Source organism: Ruegeria sp. YTSA064 (assembly GCF_059610325.1).
This window is the reverse complement of record NZ_JBXWNK010000005.1, coordinates 173,877-190,447: the sequence shown is the minus strand read 5'-3', so window position 1 is coordinate 190,447 and position 16,571 is coordinate 173,877. Positions and strand designations below refer to the sequence as shown.

The window sequence follows — 16,571 nt, the reverse complement described above, 5'->3', positions numbered from 1 at the left end:
GCGGGATCCGCATTGATCATTTGTTTCATGTTTCGACATAATGTGGCCAACATGGACCCGTAGCACACACACCTTCGAGCCATAACAAAACAGTACGATGACAGGCCGCAAATGCTGGAATTCGAAAATGTCAGCAAGTCATTCTGGACCGGAACCCGCCGCAAAGTGATTCTGGATCAGGTGTCGTTCCGTGTCGAACTGGGCACCTCACTTGGGGTCCTGGCCCCGAACGGAACAGGCAAAACCACATTGATCAATATGATGGCAGGGTTGGAAAAACCGGACGAAGGTGTAATTCGACGGGATTGCCGTGTGTCTTTCCCCATGGGCTTCACCGGGGGTGTCGCCAAACGCCTGTCAGCGCTCGAAAACGCGCGCTCGATCGCCAAGATCTACGGCATGGACCCTGATTATGTCGAAGCCTATTGTAAATGGCTGTGCAATCTGGGTGAGTATTTTGACCAGCCGCTTGGCACCTACTCGTCCGGTATGCGCGCCAGATTTACCTTTGCGCTGATGTTGGCTCTGGATTTCGACATGTATTTGATTGACGAAGGGATGCCCTCGACCACAGATGTGGAATTCAACAAGAAAGCCGGCGATATCCTGAAAGAGAAGCTTCGGACAACAACCTTGGTAATCGTGTCACACAATCCATCTACCCTCGAGAAATTCGCGCGCCAAGCTGCTGTTTTGGTGGATGGTCAGCTTTATATGTTTGAAACCTTGGAAGAGGCGAAGCAGCTCTATGACTACCAAGCCCAAGGCTAGAAAATACAACCCTGACCGCGCAGCGCGCGGAGCTGGCACTGCTGAGGCACGCTCGGAGGCGATCGATCGTATTCGCAAGGCGACTCAGGCCTCTGGTTCCGGCACAGACGCGCAGCAGCCGGGGACCGAATTGGACGCAATCAAGCGCGAAGGGTTAACCGGGCGGCAATTGAGAGTCGCCAGACGGCTTGCCCACAAGAATGGGTTGGCAGCAACCTCTGATTATGACGCAGTGCGACTGTTGCGTAAGAAAGGGATTGATCCGTTTCAGCGTTCCAATCTGCTAGATCTTGCAGCTTACGATCAACGCAATTCAACCGACGACAAAGCGACGCCAGATAACATCAAAATTCACTTACCTCAGACCGCCAAAGAAACTCAAAAGAACCTGCCAGGTCCAGAGCTCAGCCCGGCCCAACGCCGCGAATATGAGATCGGGCAAATCCAGAAAGACATCGCCCGCAGACGGCGCCGCAAACTCGTTGCATTATTTGCGCGGCTAACGGCCTTTGTGATCCTGCCTACATTCATTGTGGGATACTATTTCTATCGGGTCGCAACGCCGATGTACGCCAGCGATTCCGTGTTTTCGATTTTGCAAGCCGACGGTGGAGGGGCCTCTTTCGGTGGCTTCCTCGCGGGGACACAGTTTGCAACAGCACAGGATTCAGTATCCACTCAGGAGTTTTTGGAATCCAAGGACGCGCTGGAACGCCTTGAACGGGATGTCGGGTTTGCTGAGTTCTTTCAGCAAGACAATATTGATCTGATCCAACGTTTGCCCTCTGATGCGACGCTTGAAGAAACTTACAAGCTTTTTAAGCGAATGATCACGATCGGGTACGACCCTAGTGATGGTGTCATTCGCATGGAGGTCGCCGCGCCCAGCCCTGAAATCTCGGTCGATCTATCCAATCGTCTGATCTCTTACGCTGAGGAGAGGATTAATGGCCTGACCGAGCTGAAACGCGAAGATCAAATGCGTGATGCATTGGCGGGCTTTGAAGCCGCGCAAGAAGCGCGCAGGCAGGCACAGGAAGACCTGATCGAATTGCAGTTGCAGGGTGCCATACTGGATCCGCAAAGCGTGATCGCCAGCTTGCGTGCCAGAATCGATCAGTTTGAAATTGAGCTGCAGGATAAAGAATTGCAGCTGGCCGCCCTTCTTGACAATGCACGGCCCAACAAAGCTAAAGTGGACGGCACGCGTGCAGATATTAAACGGCTGGAGGCCGTGCTGTCAGAATTGAATGCTGAGATGCTGGATGCTTCAGCAGGCGAAAATTCGCTGGCGCGTCTGAGCGTACGTATTCAGATGGCACAGGCCGATCTAGCGGCCCGAGATATGATGCTGCAAACGGCAATGCAGCAAATGGAAGCCACACGGACCGAGGCCAACCGGAAAGTGCGGTATCTGACCGTCTCGGTGAACCCTGTTGCCAGCCAGGAACCCAGCTATCCGCGCAAGTTCGAAAATACGATTTTGGCTTTCCTGTTATTTGCTGGTATCTACCTGATGATCTCGCTTACCGCGTCGGTCCTTCGTGAACAGGTATCCTCGTAAGACTCATGAAACATGTAAAAATCGCCGACCTCATGGTTGGCAACGACCTTCCGCTGACCATCATCGCTGGCCCTTGCCAGCTTGAGTCCGCCGAACACGCCCAGATGATCGCCGGCACCATGAAAGAGGCCTGCGACGCCGCAGGTGCGCAATATGTGTTCAAGGCCTCGTATGACAAAGCAAACCGGACCTCGCTTTCCGGCAAGCGTGGTATGGGCATTGATGCTGGGCTGAAGGTGCTGGACGACATTCGCAAAACCATGGGCATTCCGGTTTTGACCGATGTTCATACCGAAGCCCAATGCGCGATTACAGCCGAGGCTGTCGATATCCTGCAAATCCCTGCGTTTCTGTGTCGTCAGACGGACATGCTGCTGGCGGCAGGCAATACTGGAAAAGCGGTCAACGTAAAGAAGGGACAGTTTCTCGCCCCGTGGGAAATGCCCAATATCGTTACTAAGATCGAAAGCACTGGCAATCAGAACATCCTGCTGACCGAGCGCGGAACTTCGTTTGGCTACAATACGCTGGTCGCGGACATGCGGTCGCTGCCGCAGATGGCGCAAACCGGATATCCGGTCGTCATGGACGCAACCCATTCGGTGCAACAGCCCGGCGGCCAAGGCGGTTCCTCAGGAGGACAGCGTGAGTTTGCGCCAGTGATGGCGCGTGCCGCTGTCTCTCTGGGCGTCGGAGCCGTTTTCGTAGAAACCCATCAGGATCCCGACACCGCACCCTCAGATGGGCCGAACATGATCCATCTGGATCAGATGGGCCATCTGGTTGACACATTGATGCGATTTGATGCGCTGGCCAAAGAAAACCCAATTCAGATTTAACGATTGAGATTTGTAATGACCAAACCCTTCAGTGAGGTGACCCCAAACACCTGGAGTTTTCTGCGCGACCCGATGATCAAGCCCACGGGCTTTCGCGAATATGATGCGCGGTGGAAATACCCTGACGAGATCAACCTGCCGGGTATGACGGCTCTGGGACTGGGTCTGGGTACCCAGATGCAGAAACGCGGAATCGCACCGGTAATTGCGGTGGGCAATGATTATCGCGATTATTCCCTGTCGATCAAAAACGCGCTGATCGTTGGGCTTATGCAGGCAGGCATTCAGGTAAAGGATATTGGCCCGGCGCTCAGCCCGATGGCTTATTTTGCACAGTTTCATCTGGATGTGCCCGCAGTTGCGATGGTCACAGCCAGCCACAACCCCAATGGCTGGACCGGCGTCAAAATGGGTTTCGATCGCCCTTTGACACACGGGCCTGACGAGATGTCCGAACTTCGCGATATCGTTCTGAACGGCAAAGGCGTCGCGCACCCGGGCGGGTCATATGAATTCGTGGACGGTGTGAAAGAGGCCTATATCGACGATCTGGTCGGTGACTTCAAAATGTCCCGCCCGCTGAAGGTGGTCTGCGCCACCGGCAATGGAACTGCCGCTGCCTTTGCGCCCGAAATTTTCGAACGGATCGGTGTTCAGGTTGTGCCAAGCCACAACGATCTGGATTACACATTCCCCAACTACAACCCGAACCCCGAAGCGATGGAAATGCTGCATGACATGTCCGATACAGTCAAAGCCAGCGGCGCCGATCTGGCGCTTGGTTTTGATGGCGATGGGGATCGTTGTGGCGTTGTAGATGACGAAGGCGAAGAGATATTTGCCGACAAGGTCGGCGTCATTATGGCCCGCGATCTGGCCAAGATTTATCCGAATTCGACCTTTGTGGCCGATGTGAAATCTACCGGTCTTTTCGCCAGCGATCCCGAATTGCGGGCTCATGGTGTCAAAGCCGACTATTGGAAAACCGGCCACAGTCATATGAAGCGTCGGGTCAAAGAAATCGGTGCGCTGGCCGGGTTTGAAAAATCGGGCCACTATTTCTTGGCTGAGCCAGTCGGGCGCGGATATGACTGCGGGATGCGCGTGGCGGTGGAAATCTGCAAGCTGATGGACCGCAACCCAGATCAGAGCATGTCTGACCTGCGCAAGGCGCTGCCCAAGACGTGGTCAACACCCACCATGTCACCTTACGCAGCGGATACCGAGAAATATGATATCTTGCAGCGCCTCGTCGATAAGTTGGTCGCAATGGCCGATGCTGGCGAAAGCTTCGCGGGCCGAGCGGTCAAAGAGGTAGTGACCGTCAATGGCGCGCGCGTCATTCTGGACAATGGCAGCTGGGGGCTGGTGCGCGCCTCGTCGAATACTCCGAACCTCGTGGTGGTTTGCGAAAGCAGCGAAAGCGAAGACGAATTGCGGGCGATTTTCGCCGATATTGACGCTGTTATTCGCACCGAACCCAGCGTTGGCGAGTACGATCAGACCATCTAGCCCACATAACAAGGGCGCTGGTTTCAGCGCCCTTGATCGGTGCACTCAATCCCCACCCAGCAGTTTGAGAAGGCTTTTCTTGGCCTCGTCCTCCAGCTTGTCTTTAAGGGCATCCTCGATCTGACCGGTGTCCGTTACTGTGGTATCAAGTTCCTTCCCGACCTTTTCCAATACCTTTTGCTTGGCGTCATCTTCCAACGCTTTGACTTTGCCCTCTGCGGCAGCCTCAATCACTTTGGTGAGGTCCGGCTTGATCGACGGGCCACTCCATGGCCCCACGATTCGAACGGGTACCGATATCCCCTCGCCTGCATTGGCGCGTAAAGCCACCGGCGTAAACAGATAGTCGATATCGCGGGCACCAAGACCAATTCGGCCCGTGCCGTCCGCTCGAAAATTGTCCAGTTTCATCAATAAGTCGTCGTTGTTCAGATCACCATCTTTCATCGTGAAGCTGGCAGTGAGGCTATTGAAAACCGTTGTGCCGCCTGAACCCCCTCCGCGCCCCATAAGGCGGTCCAGATCCACCCCGGAAATGACCCCTTTCCCGACTTCAATATTCCCTTTGCCGCTCAGCGAACGCATGATCTGATCTTCATTCTGCCCCACACCCAGAAACTCTAGATGTCCTGACCCGGTTCCCGACAGGCGCTTGATATCCCCAAGCGTTACAAGGGCTTCATTGATATCGATATTATCGGCCGTCAGATTTCCACCGACCGACAGACCATTGCGATTATTGGCAACCACTTGGCCATTCAGATGCCCTGAAAAAAGCGACGCGGGATGCATTTTCAACACCGCTCTCGAACGATCAAGGTTGAGCGTCAGATCACTTTTGCCAAAGCGCATGCCTGGCAACGAAATCGAGTTCGCTTGCAGTCGGATCGTCCCGTTTGCGAGTGCCAGCGATGACGCATCTATTGTGGCTTTGGACCACCCGTCAGCCTCGGACCCGCTGCTTGATACGTCATCCCCACTTACATTGGACAAATCGAGATCGCCCGCTTTCAGGCGCGCCGTGATTTTTGGCGGATCAGAGATCTGAATATCCGCTTCACCCTCAAGCCGATTATTGTCGAGGACAGCAACCATTTTCCGCAGTGAAATCCGCCCGTCTCGGGTATAGGTCATCTGCCCGGATACATTCGCAACCCGGCCCAAGCCTTCGGGAACGGTGACACCTCCCTGACCAAATGCAGCCAACATCTTGTGTGTATTTTTTGCGGTGACAGTAGTCTTGCCGTCCATTTCTCCGGCCAGATTCACCCGGCCGGAAAACTGAATCCCTCCACCGGGTGCAGTCAGACTTAGTTCCAACGGGGTCACCACCCCGCTCGAGAACGCAGGCAGGTCAGGAATGTTCAGGTTAACCTTAACGTTGCCTCCGGGCACGGGCATGCTGGCCTGCATTTCCATCGGGGCAGTCACGTCGGGCCAACGGGCAGAAAGATCAACATCGGCGAACTCCATGCTGACCGCGCCATTCTCAATGTAGATCAACCGCGCGTTCTGCAGTTCCAACTGTTCCAGAGTCACCGGCCGACTCTCAACCGCTTGCGCCGACGCACCGGTGTCAGATGAATTTCCGGGTTGGTGCAACTCCCAATTCCCGCGATCCTCCGAACGTTCCAAACGCAGTGTTGGATGATCGGCAAGCACCCTCTTGATCCGGATATCACCCGAGAGCAGCGCCGAGGCATCGACCCCTACAGCCAGACTTTGAGCGCTCAGCATCGGCTCCGACCCGGCCCAGGGCGCGTTGCCAAAGGTAACGCGACCGGTTTCCATGCCCAAAACGGGCCAGAAGGATAGTTTGACATCCCCAGACAGTTTTAATTCGCGACCAGTTTGTGCCTTGACCTGCTCAGCCAGGATCGTGGCAAGTTTGTCTCCTGGCATCAGCAGCAAGGCACCAATCACCAGCCCGAAGGCCGCAACCACAAGAAAGAGAATACGAATGAGCCACTTCATGAGTTTGCCTTTCCGGCTTATCTGCTCTGGTACAAGTCAGCCCTGTGTGGGCAGGATTTGCAAGGGGAAGCATTCCCCTCTATATGCCCGGCCATGAGCACGAACCCACCGAACCTCCGCCCCGATCTGGCCCCAGGGGCCCGCATCGCCGAGACACCCCGCCGCGGTCAGCCAACACTTGGAATGGTGTCGCTGGGCTGTCCTAAAGCGCTGGTTGATAGCGAACGTATTCTGACCCGTTTGCGTGCCGAAGGCTACGGTATCTCGCCGGACTATGCCGGAGCCGATGCCGTAATTGTGAACACCTGCGGTTTCTTGGATAGCGCTAAGGCCGAGTCTCTGGATGCCATCGGCGAGGCGCTGGTCGAAAATGGCAAAGTCATCGTAACCGGCTGTCTGGGCGCCGAACCCGATTATATCCGCGAGCATCACCCACGTATTCTGGCGGTGACCGGACCGCATCAATACGAACAGGTACTGGATGCGGTTCATGCCGCGGTTCCCCCGGATCCGAACCCCTATGTCGATCTGCTTCCGGCTTCGGGCGTGAAGCTGACGCCGCGCCACTACAGTTACCTCAAGATTTCCGAGGGTTGTAATCATAAGTGCAAGTTTTGCATCATCCCGGACATGCGCGGAAAGCTGGCCAGCCGCCCAGCGCATGCTGTGCTCCGCGAGGCCGAGAAGCTGGTCGATAATGGCGTGCGCGAATTGCTGGTGATCTCGCAGGATACCTCGGCCTATGGCTTGGACCGCAAATATGATCTGAATCCGTGGAAAGATCGCGAGGTGCGCAGCCATATCACTGATCTGGCGCGTGAGCTGGGCCAATTCGATGCTTGGGTGCGGTTGCACTATGTTTACCCCTACCCCCATGTGCGCGATCTGATTCCGCTTATGGCGGATGCGGGCTGTAGCGTGCTGCCCTATCTAGACATCCCGTTCCAGCACGCGCACCCGGACGTGTTGAAGCGCATGGCCCGGCCGGCCGCAGGGGCAAAAACTCTGGAAGAGATCACGGCATGGCGCGAGACCTGCCCCGATATCACCCTTCGCTCGACATTCATTGTCGGATATCCTGGAGAAACCGAAGACGAATTCCAAACATTGCTCGACTGGATGGACGAAGCGCAATTGGATCGTGTCGGTTGCTTCCAATACGAAAATGTAGATGGCGCACGTTCAAACGACCTGCCAGATCATGTTCCAGCTGACGTGAAACAAGATCGGTGGGAACGCTTTATGGAGAAGGCGCAAGCCATTTCTGAGGCTAAGCTGATGGCTAAAGTCGGGCAAACGATCGAGGTCATTGTAGATGACATCGATGATGAAGCCGCGACCTGCCGCACCAAGTCCGACGCGCCCGAGATCGACGGAAATCTGTTTATCGATGAGGGCTTCGAAAACCTGAATCCGGGCGATATCGTCACTGTCGAGGTTGACGAGGCCGGAGAATACGATCTTTGGGGACGTTTGTGTTCGTCGGTGTGACCGGGACCCGGACTACAACAGCCCAAACAGAATCACGACCCAAGCAACACCAGCGGCAACAGCAGTAAGTGCCACTGCTGCACTTGCCGCGTCCTTGGCCTGCCCCGCCAGCACATGGTGGTCGGTCGAGGTATGATCGACTGCTCGTTCGATGGCTGTATTGAACAGTTCAGCCACCAATACCAGTATCCCGAGCGCAAGGATCAACGCTTTTTCAGCGGAATCGAGCGGAAGTAGGAATGCCAAAGCGCCTGAAACAAGATTTGCCCAGCCCCAAGCCCGAAACGAATATTCTTCGCGCCAAGTAGCTGATAGGCCCTGCCAACTCCAGCGAGTGCGATCTTTCAGGTGATCAAATAATTTTCGCATAGGCCTTTCCGATCAATTCCACCTGAACTGACGTTCGCGACCTGCGGCAGAAAGGCAAGAAAAAACCGCCTTTCGGCGGCGGCAGCGGCTTGAATGTGCAGGCGGTCCGAATATTTGGACCGCCTGCGAAACGCTTATTGCGTGACCGGATTACACACGGTCTGACCCGCCTCGGTCGTGGCCAGTTCGTAGCCTGCCGAACAGCTGGGCGTGCCATACTTGTCATAGTCGGGTTGGATATAGACCGGGGTCGGTTCCTCTTGCTGCGAGCACGCAGTCAGTACAACGGCCGTGGCGCAGATAGCAGCAAATTTCAGTTTCATGTCCATCAATCCTCTATTACTTTTCTGATATTGCCCAGTTTTTCGGGGCCGGTATCAGAATAGGACCAAGAATTTCATATGGCAACCGAATCGATAACGCTTTCGTGAATTAAGGCGAATCCATGCTGGAAGGCGGGTTTTCATTCGCAGACTACCTTTTTTGACAAAGAACCCTAAACTCTGACTTCGACGTTAGCTAAAGACGGAGTAGCCACATGTCAGACGCCCCGATCATCGCCCAGAAATCGCCCTATCCGGTCGAAGTGACCGAAGGAAAAACCTATTTCTGGTGTGCCTGTGGCAAGTCCAAGCGGCAACCATTTTGCGACGGTTCGCACAAAGACACGTCGTTCGAACCAGTAAAATACACGGCTGAGGCCAGCAAGAAGGTGTTCTTTTGTGGCTGTAAGCACTGCGCCAATCCGCCGTTATGCGACGGGACGCACAATAAGCTCTGACGGTCAGGCCAGATCGTTCAGAGCACTGGCATTGGCGCAAAACTGCGGTGCAGCGGATGCTTTTTCCTGCTGATCAGCGAGCCAAAACTGGCATTGCTCGCTACATCCAGCACTACGGCAACGGGTCACCATCAGGGCGTATTCTTGAGGCGTGATCCTTCCCTCGGCCATTCCTTCGGTCAGGGATATCCCCATGCAACGCGCCACCGATCGTGTCAGCCAAAAGTGTTTTTCGATCTCACCCAGTCGGGTTCGAGGATCGTGCTCAACCATTGCTTCCTACCTTAATGGCCGCAAACATTGCCCGATTTGGGCAGGCGACTGGTGCCTTCTCTACATTTTCGTTCTTATGCAACCAGTCAGTACAGGCGTGCGCCCATTCGCAACCACGGCATGCGTGGATCATCTGAGCCCAGTCTTGCTGCTCCAGACGCCCATTCCGATGTGCCGCCACAACATCTGCGCCAATTGCCCGCGCCATTCTCTGAACTAGATGGAAATGCGGCATAATCCGCCCAAGTTGCGGCATGAACATGCTCCTCCTTTATGGCGCTAGCCTGTTCAACAATTCCTGGTTACGGCAGTATTCCGGTGCACTGCCCAAGTCGGTGCCCTGGTCCAAAAGGGCCGCGCAATGCCCCGGATTTGGGCATTGGGCACAGCGCAGTACTGCGTCCGAGATTTCATCAAATCGCAAGGCACCGTCAATCGCGGCCTCCTGCAGATCAACCCCGAGCGTTGTAGCCATCTCATCCATCAGACCTGCGTGATGTCGCAGCGTTGCGCGGTCAGACATGCGTTTCCCTTTCTTTGCTCGCTGAAGAAAAGGTAGCCCATGCATCAAACGATGCCTTTGACTCAGGTCAATTCCCGGCTTCTAACTGGTCCAGATACACTCGGGTGGCATCTTGTACCCGGCGGAACCTGTCTCCACCCAGTTTCTTGCCGCCATACCAACGCGTCACGATTATGACGTGATCCGAAAGATCCGCGCGCTCCATCATCCGCAAAATGACCATCGCGGCACCGGATTCTCCATCGTCGGCCTTAAGCGCTCCGGTTGGCAACATCGCGGCCCAAGTGTTGTGCGTTGCCTTTGCATAAGCCTTGTCTGATTTAAGCTCTGCTAGCGCTGCATCAACGTCGGAACGGCTGGTAACCTTTGCACCGGTAACTGCATATTTCGACCCGCGATCGCTGAGCACCACGCCCAATCGGTCTAAATGAATCATTATCGCAATCCCAACTGGCGGGCCGTTTGCAGAACCGCCTCGACCCGTTCAGCATTTGGCGGGTGTGTCGCCAGGAAACGGTCACTCGGATCTGGAATTCGCTGGAAAAAGACCATTCCAACCATTGGATCATATCCTGCCGCATGGGTGATTTTTGTCCCCAAACGATCCGCCTCAAGCTCGAACACGCGCGTATAGTTCTGCACCCCGACCTCGGCACCCAGAGCCTGTGCACGCTCAATTCCCGCATCATCTGCACCTTGCTTGCGGGCGAGTTCGCCAAAAATGCGCGCGCTCTCCTTGGCATTTTTCGTTTGTCGGGCGATGTGACCCAGAATGTGATGGGCTGCTTCATGCCCCATGACAAAAGCCATCTCTTCGGCATTCTCTGTTGAATCAATCATCGGCCGCGTGAATATGATCAACGGTCGCCCGTCCTCGTCCAGCGTCTGGAATGCATTTGCTGGCGCTCTTGATGACAGATCAACCAGAATGGCAAAATCACAATTGGCAGAACGTGCCTGGCGGCGGCATTCCTTTTCAGCCGACGCTGCAACCGCGCGGCTGACCTGCTCGAATTCCCGTGCCTTCTCGCGAAGAGCCGGTGATGAGGGTTGCCATTCCGCTGCCGGAATCGCGATTACGGACGAAGAGCCGCAAGCCGCCAACAGCAAAACCAGCGACAAGGCAAAACCGCGCATTCCTATTCCTTTCAGTCAACCTGTCGGCAGACAAGCATAACGCGCCCAACTTGCCTGGGCTACTGCCGAATGCCGCTGCAACGGGTTGCATTGCGATCTCTGCCTAGGCACTGTACCGGTATGTTTTCAATTGAACACGAATTCGACTCGACGGTCATTACTCTGGTGGACGAAGGTGCCAAACCTTTGCAAGAGGACGTCGTCATCAACAACTTTGCCGAGTGCGTCACGCTTGAGCAGTTGGACCCCCGAACTGATCAGATCCAAAAAATCACCCTGTCACCTGAGCAGGTACGCGATCTGGCGGCTGCTTTGGATTTGCCCGAAGGCGTCTATCAGATTCGTGAGAGCGACGATTTCATGAAATAGCGGTTCCCTTCCGTCTCTTTATCTGATTTCAGGCCGCTTTTCCGATTGAATTAGTCACCTTTTAGGGGGCAACTTGCCCTTGAAAGAAGATGGCATGCCTCCGACATAAGCACTGCCCATGTGAAGGAAGTTAACATATGTCCCTGAAAAACCAAGCTGCGTTGGATTTTCTGCAGGTGCGCCGATCGCGCCCAGCTAAGACGCTTGTGGCACCAGCCCCGACGCGGGAAGAGTTGATGCCTTTGCTCATCGCTGCCGCGCGCAGTCCCGACCACGGAAAGCTTGAGCCCTGGCGCTTTGTCGTTATCGAACATGGGGCCATGCAACGTCTTGCGGCGCTGACCGAAACCTGCGGTCTGGCCATGGGCAAAAGCGCCGAAGATATCGCCAAGGCACGCAGCCAGTTCGACATGGGCCATCTGGCCGTAGCCGTCATCGAAGTGCAGAAACCTTCCGAAAAGATCCCGGCAATCGAACAGACCTATTCGGCAGGTGCCGTTTGTCTGGCATTGTTAAACGCGGCATTGGCTGCGGGTTGGGGCGCGAACTGGCTTTCAGGCTGGCAGTCCCATAACCGCAGCTTTTGCGAGCAAGGACTGGGGTTGTCCAAAAATGAGAAAATAGCGGGCTTCATCCACATCGCCACCGAAGGGACTGCCCCACCCGAGCGACCACGCCCGGATGTAACTACACTGACGCAATGGGTCTCAGAATGATCATCGTTCAGTCATTTCTGCAGGCTCTGGGCCAGATCGGCGACCCAAGATTCCGCAAGGTTCTTCTGTTGGGTGTTGGCCTGACCTTCGCGCTGTTGGTGGCTGCCTATGCCGGCTTTTTGTGGCTGATAAACGCACTGGTCGGCGATCAGACCACCCTGCCGGTATTGGGTGAGGTGACATGGCTGAACGATCTGCTCAGTGTCTCCTCGTTCTTGTTGATGATGGTGTTATCGGTATTCCTGATGGTCCCCGTCGCCTCGGCCATTACCTCGATGTTTCTGGATGAGGTCGCGCAGGCGGTTGAGGACAAGCACTATCCCACTCTACCTCCTGCCACTCGCATCCCATTCGGCGACGCCCTGCGGGATACGCTCAGCTTTTTGGGGGTTTTGATCGTCGCCAACCTGCTGGCGCTGATACTCTATGCATTCTTCACCCCATTTGCGTTGTTCATTTTCTGGGGCATGAACGGGTTTCTATTGGGGCGAGAGTATTTCACATTGGCCGCCATGCGTCGACTGGGGCGCGAAGGTGCACGGAAACTGCGGGCAAAACATGCAACAACGATTTGGGTCGCAGGCGTCCTTATGGCAGTTCCGCTCTCGGTTCCGCTGGTCAATCTGCTGATCCCGATACTTGGCGCGGCGACCTTCACCCATATCTACCACGGCTTATCGGATGACCGACGCTAATTTAGCCGCGTGGTTCCAGTTGGTTCAGCCAATCAAAATCCCTTACGCTGATCAGTCCTGATATGATGATGCCTGCAATGATCGCCCACAGAACCACTGATATCCCGGTCGTGATCCACAGCTTCTTCTTCATGTGATGAACTTCTGGCGCACCGGCATGGGTTCCCGGAACAATATCGCCCAGATCACCCTGTGTTTTGATGCGAACCGGCAGGACCACAAGCAGGGTCATAAACCAGATGACTGCGAATAGAACAAAAGCTGCGGTGATGGTCATAGGCGTTAAACCTGTTCCAGCTCGACCAGGCAGCCGTTGAAGTCTTTTGGATGCAGGAAAAGAACTGGTTTGCCGTGGGCACCGATTTTGGGCTCACCCGAGCCTAAAACCCGCGCCCCTGTCTCTTTCAGATGATCGCGGGCCGCGATAATGTCTTCGACCTCGTAGCAGACATGATGGATACCACCTGAAGGGTTCTTTTCCAAAAACCCATTGATAGGGCTGTTCTCACCCAATGGATACAAGAGTTCAATCTTGGTGTTGGGCAATTCGATGAACACCACTGTGACCCCATGATCTGGTTCATCTTGAGGTGCGCCGACCTTCGCACCCAGCGCATTGCGATACTGGGCCGAGGCAGCCTCGAGGTCGGGAACAGCGATGGCAACGTGGTTCAGGCGACCGATCATTGGACTCTCCTTCATTCTGCGCTGCGGCGGTTATGGGGGTTGTCCGGCTAAAGGGCAAGTGCGCTAAAACGCGCGTTAACCCTGTATTAGCCAGAAGTTCCTAGCGTGAGATATCTGCTAATCAGGAGTTCTGCCATGGACGATTCGGAACCTTTCGCTTCTCCGGCGTTGCCAACCAAGATTCGGCCACTATTGGGCCAAACCATCCTAGTGGTCGAAGACAGCCGCTATGCTTGCGACGCGATACGCTTGATGTGCTTGCACAGCGGAGCGCGTATTCGGCGGGCGGATTGCCTGCAATCGGCGCGGCGGCATTTGCAGATCTACCGACCTTCGGTCCTGATTGTTGATATGGGTCTTCCCGATGGTTCGGGCGCAGATCTGATTGCCGAGTTGACCCATGCAGTTCCCCGAATCGGCGTCATTCTGGGGTTGTCCGGCGATGACAACGCCCAATCACTTGCCCTGCGTGCAGGAGCGGATGGCTTTCTGGCCAAACCCCTCAAATCGGTTGCTTATTTCCAGAAAACAATTCTTGCGCTCTTGCCGGAAGACCGGCGCCCCAGTGACCTCGGCACGGTCAAAGACGATATCATTCACCCGGACCCGTTGGCGTATCAGGACGACATGGCCCATATCGCCGATGTGCTCACCGGGCCGACGGACCAACGCACGCTAAACTATGCCACGCAGTTTCTGCAAAGCGTTGCGCGAGATGCGAATGACACAACGCTTGCAGAGGCGGTGCATGAGCTTGCCCGGTCGCAATCCAAAGGTGCCCCGACGACAGCAGAGACGGCAAGAGTCGCAGGCCTTGTGCAAGACCGCCTGGAACGCCAGGAGGCAATCTGACGTGCTGACTGCCTACTTCTTAACGGCCTCGATCCTGAGTGTGTGGTTCTATCGCCGGACACGAATCACCGCTAAAACCATCCGCCGCAAGCGACGAAACCATGGAAGCCCGTTTGACTGAACCGTGGCAGGCACTTCTACAATACGCAACCAATCTCGCAATCATCGCTGCGTGTTTCGGTCTTTGCCACCAGCAAGACAAAACCTCCCGCACACGGCGAGCGGTTGGCTTTAGTCCTGTGGAATGATCCTTAGACCCAACTCCATCAGCTGATCCGATGTCGGATCAGAGGGAGCATCCATCATCAGATCTTCGGCGCGCTGGTTCATCGGGAACATCATGACCTCACGAATGTTGGCCTCATCCGCCAACAGCATCACGATCCGGTCGATACCAGCCGCGCAGCCACCGTGCGGCGGCGCGCCGTAGTGGAATGCGTTGAACAAAGCGCCAAAGCGAGATTTGACTTCGTCTTCGCCGTACCCTGCCAGTTCAAAGGCCTTCAACATGATCTCGGGCTTGTGGTTCCGGATCGCACCCGACACCAACTCGTAGCCGTTGCAGGCCAGATCATACTGATACCCACGTACGTCCAGAGGGTTGCCCTGCAAAGCTTCCATTCCGCCCTGCGGCATCGAGAACGGGTTGTGTTCAAAATCAATGGCGCCGGTTTCTTCATCCTGCTCGTAGATCGGGAAGTCCACGATCCAGGCAAAGGCAAAACGGTCTTTTTCAGTCAGACCAAGCTCTTCGCCAATCACATCCCGCGCTTTGCCAGCGACCTTTTCAAAGGCCTTCGGTTTACCGCCCAAGAAGAACGCCGCATCACCGACGCCCAGACCCAATTGCTGACGGATTGCCTCGGTGCGTTCGGGGCCGATGTTCTTGGCCAGCGGACCTGCGGCTTCCATACCTTCGCCCTGATCCCGCCAGAAAATGTAACCCATACCGGGCAGACCTTCTTTCTGGGCAAAGGCATTCATACGGTCACAGAACTTGCGGCTACCACCACTTGGTGCAGGAATGGCGCGGATTTCAGTGCCTTCCTGCTCCAACAGCTTCGCGAATATCGCGAAGCCAGACCCGCGGAAGTGGTCAGAGACCACTTGCATTTTAATAGGATTGCGTAGGTCGGGCTTGTCGGTGCCGTACCACAGGGCCGAGTCCTTGTAGGAGATTTGCGGCCACTCCTGATCGACCTTGCGACCGCCGCCGAACTCTTCGAACACACCGGTCAGAACGGGCTGGATGGTGTCGAACACATCCTGCTGCTCGACAAACGACATCTCGAGGTCAAGCTGGTAAAAATCGGTCGGCGAACGGTCAGCACGCGGGTCTTCGTCGCGGAAGCAGGGTGCGATCTGGAAATATTTGTCGAAACCCGACACCATGATCAGCTGTTTGAACTGCTGCGGTGCCTGTGGCAGAGCGTAGAACTTGCCCGGATGCAAACGCGACGGCACCAAGAAGTCGCGTGCGCCTTCTGGCGACGAGGCTGTAATGATCGGCGTCTGATATTCACGAAAGCCCTGATCCCACATGCGGCGGCGCATGGATGCAACAACGTCCGAGCGCAGGGTCATGTTCTGCTGCATCGCCTCGCGCCGCAAGTCGAGGTAACGATAGCGCAGACGCGTTTCCTCTGGGTATTCCTGATCGCCGAACACCATCAACGGCAGTTCATCGGCAGCGCCCAGAACTTCCAGCTCGCGCACGTAAACCTCGATTTCGCCTGTTGGCAATTTCGGGTTAACGAGATCAGCGTCGCGGGCTTTGACAGTACCGTCGATGCGGATACACCATTCGGACCGCACCTTCTCAAGCTCAGCAAATGCCGCACTGTCGCCATCGCACAGAACCTGAGTCACACCGAAATGGTCGCGCAGGTCGATAAACAGCACGCCGCCGTGATCTCGGACACGATGCACCCAACCGGACAGGCGGACGGTTTCACCGACATTGGCGGCGGTCAGAGCGGCGCAGGTGTGGCTGCGATAGGCGTGCATGGATCATATCC

Annotated in this window: 21 protein-coding genes; 10 read left to right on the top strand and 11 right to left on the bottom strand. The window is 55.5% G+C overall.

The genetic code is table 11. From position 1 onward, the window contains the following. Positions 1-111: 111 nt before the first annotated feature. The 4 genes from AC2FI7_RS09495 to AC2FI7_RS09480 are packed head-to-tail and all read left to right on the top strand — an operon-like array spanning position 112 to position 4,686. The gene (locus tag AC2FI7_RS09495; RefSeq protein WP_010441839.1) at positions 112-771 is read left to right on the top strand and encodes an ABC transporter ATP-binding protein; all 660 of its coding nucleotides are present in this window, start codon (positions 112-114) and stop codon (positions 769-771) included. Continuing rightward, positions 749-2,335 (top strand): KpsE/RkpR family capsule polysaccharide export protein, encoded by a 1,587-nt coding sequence (locus AC2FI7_RS09490; RefSeq protein WP_010441838.1) that lies wholly within the window; start codon positions 749-751, stop codon positions 2,333-2,335. Before AC2FI7_RS09495 ends, AC2FI7_RS09490 begins: the two co-directional genes overlap by 23 nt. 5 nt (positions 2,336-2,340) lie before the next feature. Then, entirely contained in the window at positions 2,341-3,174 is an 834-nt protein-coding gene (gene kdsA / locus AC2FI7_RS09485; RefSeq protein WP_480606337.1) for a 3-deoxy-8-phosphooctulonate synthase, read from the top strand. Positions 3,175-3,189: 15 nt separating this feature from the next. Continuing rightward, positions 3,190-4,686: a phosphomannomutase/phosphoglucomutase gene (locus AC2FI7_RS09480; protein WP_496815840.1), complete on the top strand. Its 1,497-nt coding sequence runs from the start codon at positions 3,190-3,192 to the stop codon at positions 4,684-4,686. Between the two features lie 45 nt (positions 4,687-4,731). Here AC2FI7_RS09480 and AC2FI7_RS09475 read toward each other — a convergent pair whose 3' ends face one another. Beyond that, positions 4,732-6,660, bottom strand: coding sequence for an AsmA family protein (locus AC2FI7_RS09475; RefSeq protein WP_010441835.1), 1,929 nt, complete (start codon positions 6,658-6,660; stop codon positions 4,732-4,734). Positions 6,661-6,753: 93 nt separating this feature from the next. Here AC2FI7_RS09475 and rimO point away from each other — a divergent pair, with 93 nt between their 5' ends. Further along, on the top strand, positions 6,754-8,151 hold the full coding sequence (rimO, locus tag AC2FI7_RS09470; RefSeq protein WP_496815838.1) for a 30S ribosomal protein S12 methylthiotransferase RimO: 1,398 nt from the start codon (positions 6,754-6,756) through the stop codon (positions 8,149-8,151). Positions 8,152-8,163: 12 nt separating this feature from the next. Here the strand turns inward: rimO and AC2FI7_RS09465 are convergent, their stop codons facing one another. Together AC2FI7_RS09465 and AC2FI7_RS09460 are read right to left on the bottom strand one after the other, a co-directional pair. Next, positions 8,164-8,520: a diacylglycerol kinase gene (locus tag AC2FI7_RS09465; RefSeq protein ID WP_010441833.1), complete on the bottom strand. Its 357-nt coding sequence runs from the start codon at positions 8,518-8,520 to the stop codon at positions 8,164-8,166. 134 nt (positions 8,521-8,654) lie between these two features. Next, the gene (locus AC2FI7_RS09460; RefSeq protein WP_010441832.1) at positions 8,655-8,843 is read right to left on the bottom strand and encodes a hypothetical protein; all 189 of its coding nucleotides are present in this window, start codon (positions 8,841-8,843) and stop codon (positions 8,655-8,657) included. A gap of 215 nt (positions 8,844-9,058) precedes the next feature. Here AC2FI7_RS09460 and AC2FI7_RS09455 point away from each other — a divergent pair, with 215 nt between their 5' ends. Next, positions 9,059-9,301: a CDGSH iron-sulfur domain-containing protein gene (locus AC2FI7_RS09455; RefSeq protein WP_010441831.1), complete on the top strand. Its 243-nt coding sequence runs from the start codon at positions 9,059-9,061 to the stop codon at positions 9,299-9,301. Between the two features lie 3 nt (positions 9,302-9,304). On the opposite strand, the gene AC2FI7_RS09450 is transcribed toward AC2FI7_RS09455, so the two are convergent. The 5 genes from AC2FI7_RS09450 to AC2FI7_RS09430 all read right to left on the bottom strand — a co-directional run bounded on the left by AC2FI7_RS09450 (position 9,305) and on the right by AC2FI7_RS09430 (position 11,234). Continuing rightward, complete coding sequence (locus AC2FI7_RS09450) at positions 9,305-9,574, bottom strand: DUF6455 family protein (RefSeq protein WP_010441830.1); 270 nt, start codon at positions 9,572-9,574, stop codon at positions 9,305-9,307. Then, positions 9,567-9,830 carry a DUF6455 family protein gene (locus AC2FI7_RS09445; protein WP_037321510.1) on the bottom strand — a complete coding sequence of 88 codons (264 nt, stop codon included), beginning with the start codon at positions 9,828-9,830 and terminating at the stop codon, positions 9,567-9,569. Before AC2FI7_RS09445 ends, AC2FI7_RS09450 begins: the two co-directional genes overlap by 8 nt. 15 nt (positions 9,831-9,845) lie before the next feature. Continuing rightward, positions 9,846-10,097: a DUF6455 family protein gene (locus AC2FI7_RS09440; protein ID WP_010441828.1), complete on the bottom strand. Its 252-nt coding sequence runs from the start codon at positions 10,095-10,097 to the stop codon at positions 9,846-9,848. A gap of 67 nt (positions 10,098-10,164) precedes the next feature. Then, the gene (locus AC2FI7_RS09435) at positions 10,165-10,533 is read right to left on the bottom strand and encodes a YigZ family protein (RefSeq protein ID WP_010441827.1); all 369 of its coding nucleotides are present in this window, start codon (positions 10,531-10,533) and stop codon (positions 10,165-10,167) included. Further along, entirely contained in the window at positions 10,533-11,234 is a 702-nt protein-coding gene (locus AC2FI7_RS09430; RefSeq protein WP_010441826.1) for a M48 family metallopeptidase, read from the bottom strand. The genes AC2FI7_RS09435 and AC2FI7_RS09430 overlap by 1 nt, the downstream gene beginning before the upstream one ends. Before the next feature lie 120 nt (positions 11,235-11,354). Between AC2FI7_RS09430 and AC2FI7_RS09425 the strand changes: the two genes are divergently transcribed. From AC2FI7_RS09425 to AC2FI7_RS09415, 3 genes are all read left to right on the top strand, one after another. Then, positions 11,355-11,603 (top strand): DUF8831 family protein, encoded by a 249-nt coding sequence (locus tag AC2FI7_RS09425; protein WP_010441825.1) that lies wholly within the window; start codon positions 11,355-11,357, stop codon positions 11,601-11,603. A gap of 137 nt (positions 11,604-11,740) precedes the next feature. Next, a complete protein-coding gene (locus AC2FI7_RS09420) occupies positions 11,741-12,319 on the top strand; it encodes a nitroreductase family protein (protein WP_010441824.1) in 579 nt (192 codons plus the stop codon). Further along, complete coding sequence (locus AC2FI7_RS09415) at positions 12,316-13,014, top strand: EI24 domain-containing protein (protein ID WP_010441823.1); 699 nt, start codon at positions 12,316-12,318, stop codon at positions 13,012-13,014. The genes AC2FI7_RS09420 and AC2FI7_RS09415 overlap by 4 nt, the downstream gene beginning before the upstream one ends. Before the next feature lies 1 nt (position 13,015). On the opposite strand, the gene AC2FI7_RS09410 is transcribed toward AC2FI7_RS09415, so the two are convergent. Then, on the bottom strand, positions 13,016-13,291 hold the full coding sequence (locus AC2FI7_RS09410; RefSeq protein WP_010441822.1) for a DUF1467 family protein: 276 nt from the start codon (positions 13,289-13,291) through the stop codon (positions 13,016-13,018). A 5-nt stretch (positions 13,292-13,296) separates the two neighbouring features. Further along, positions 13,297-13,701, bottom strand: a complete 405-nt coding sequence (gene mce / locus AC2FI7_RS09405; RefSeq protein WP_010441821.1) for a methylmalonyl-CoA epimerase — start codon at positions 13,699-13,701, stop codon at positions 13,297-13,299. 135 nt (positions 13,702-13,836) lie between these two features. Between mce and AC2FI7_RS09400 the strand changes: the two genes are divergently transcribed. Further along, positions 13,837-14,553 carry a response regulator gene (locus AC2FI7_RS09400; protein WP_010441820.1) on the top strand — a complete coding sequence of 239 codons (717 nt, stop codon included), beginning with the start codon at positions 13,837-13,839 and terminating at the stop codon, positions 14,551-14,553. Between the two features lie 231 nt (positions 14,554-14,784). On the opposite strand, the gene aspS is transcribed toward AC2FI7_RS09400, so the two are convergent. Next, a complete protein-coding gene (aspS, locus tag AC2FI7_RS09395) occupies positions 14,785-16,560 on the bottom strand; it encodes an aspartate--tRNA ligase (RefSeq protein WP_010441819.1) in 1,776 nt (591 codons plus the stop codon). Positions 16,561-16,571 lie beyond the last annotated feature (11 nt).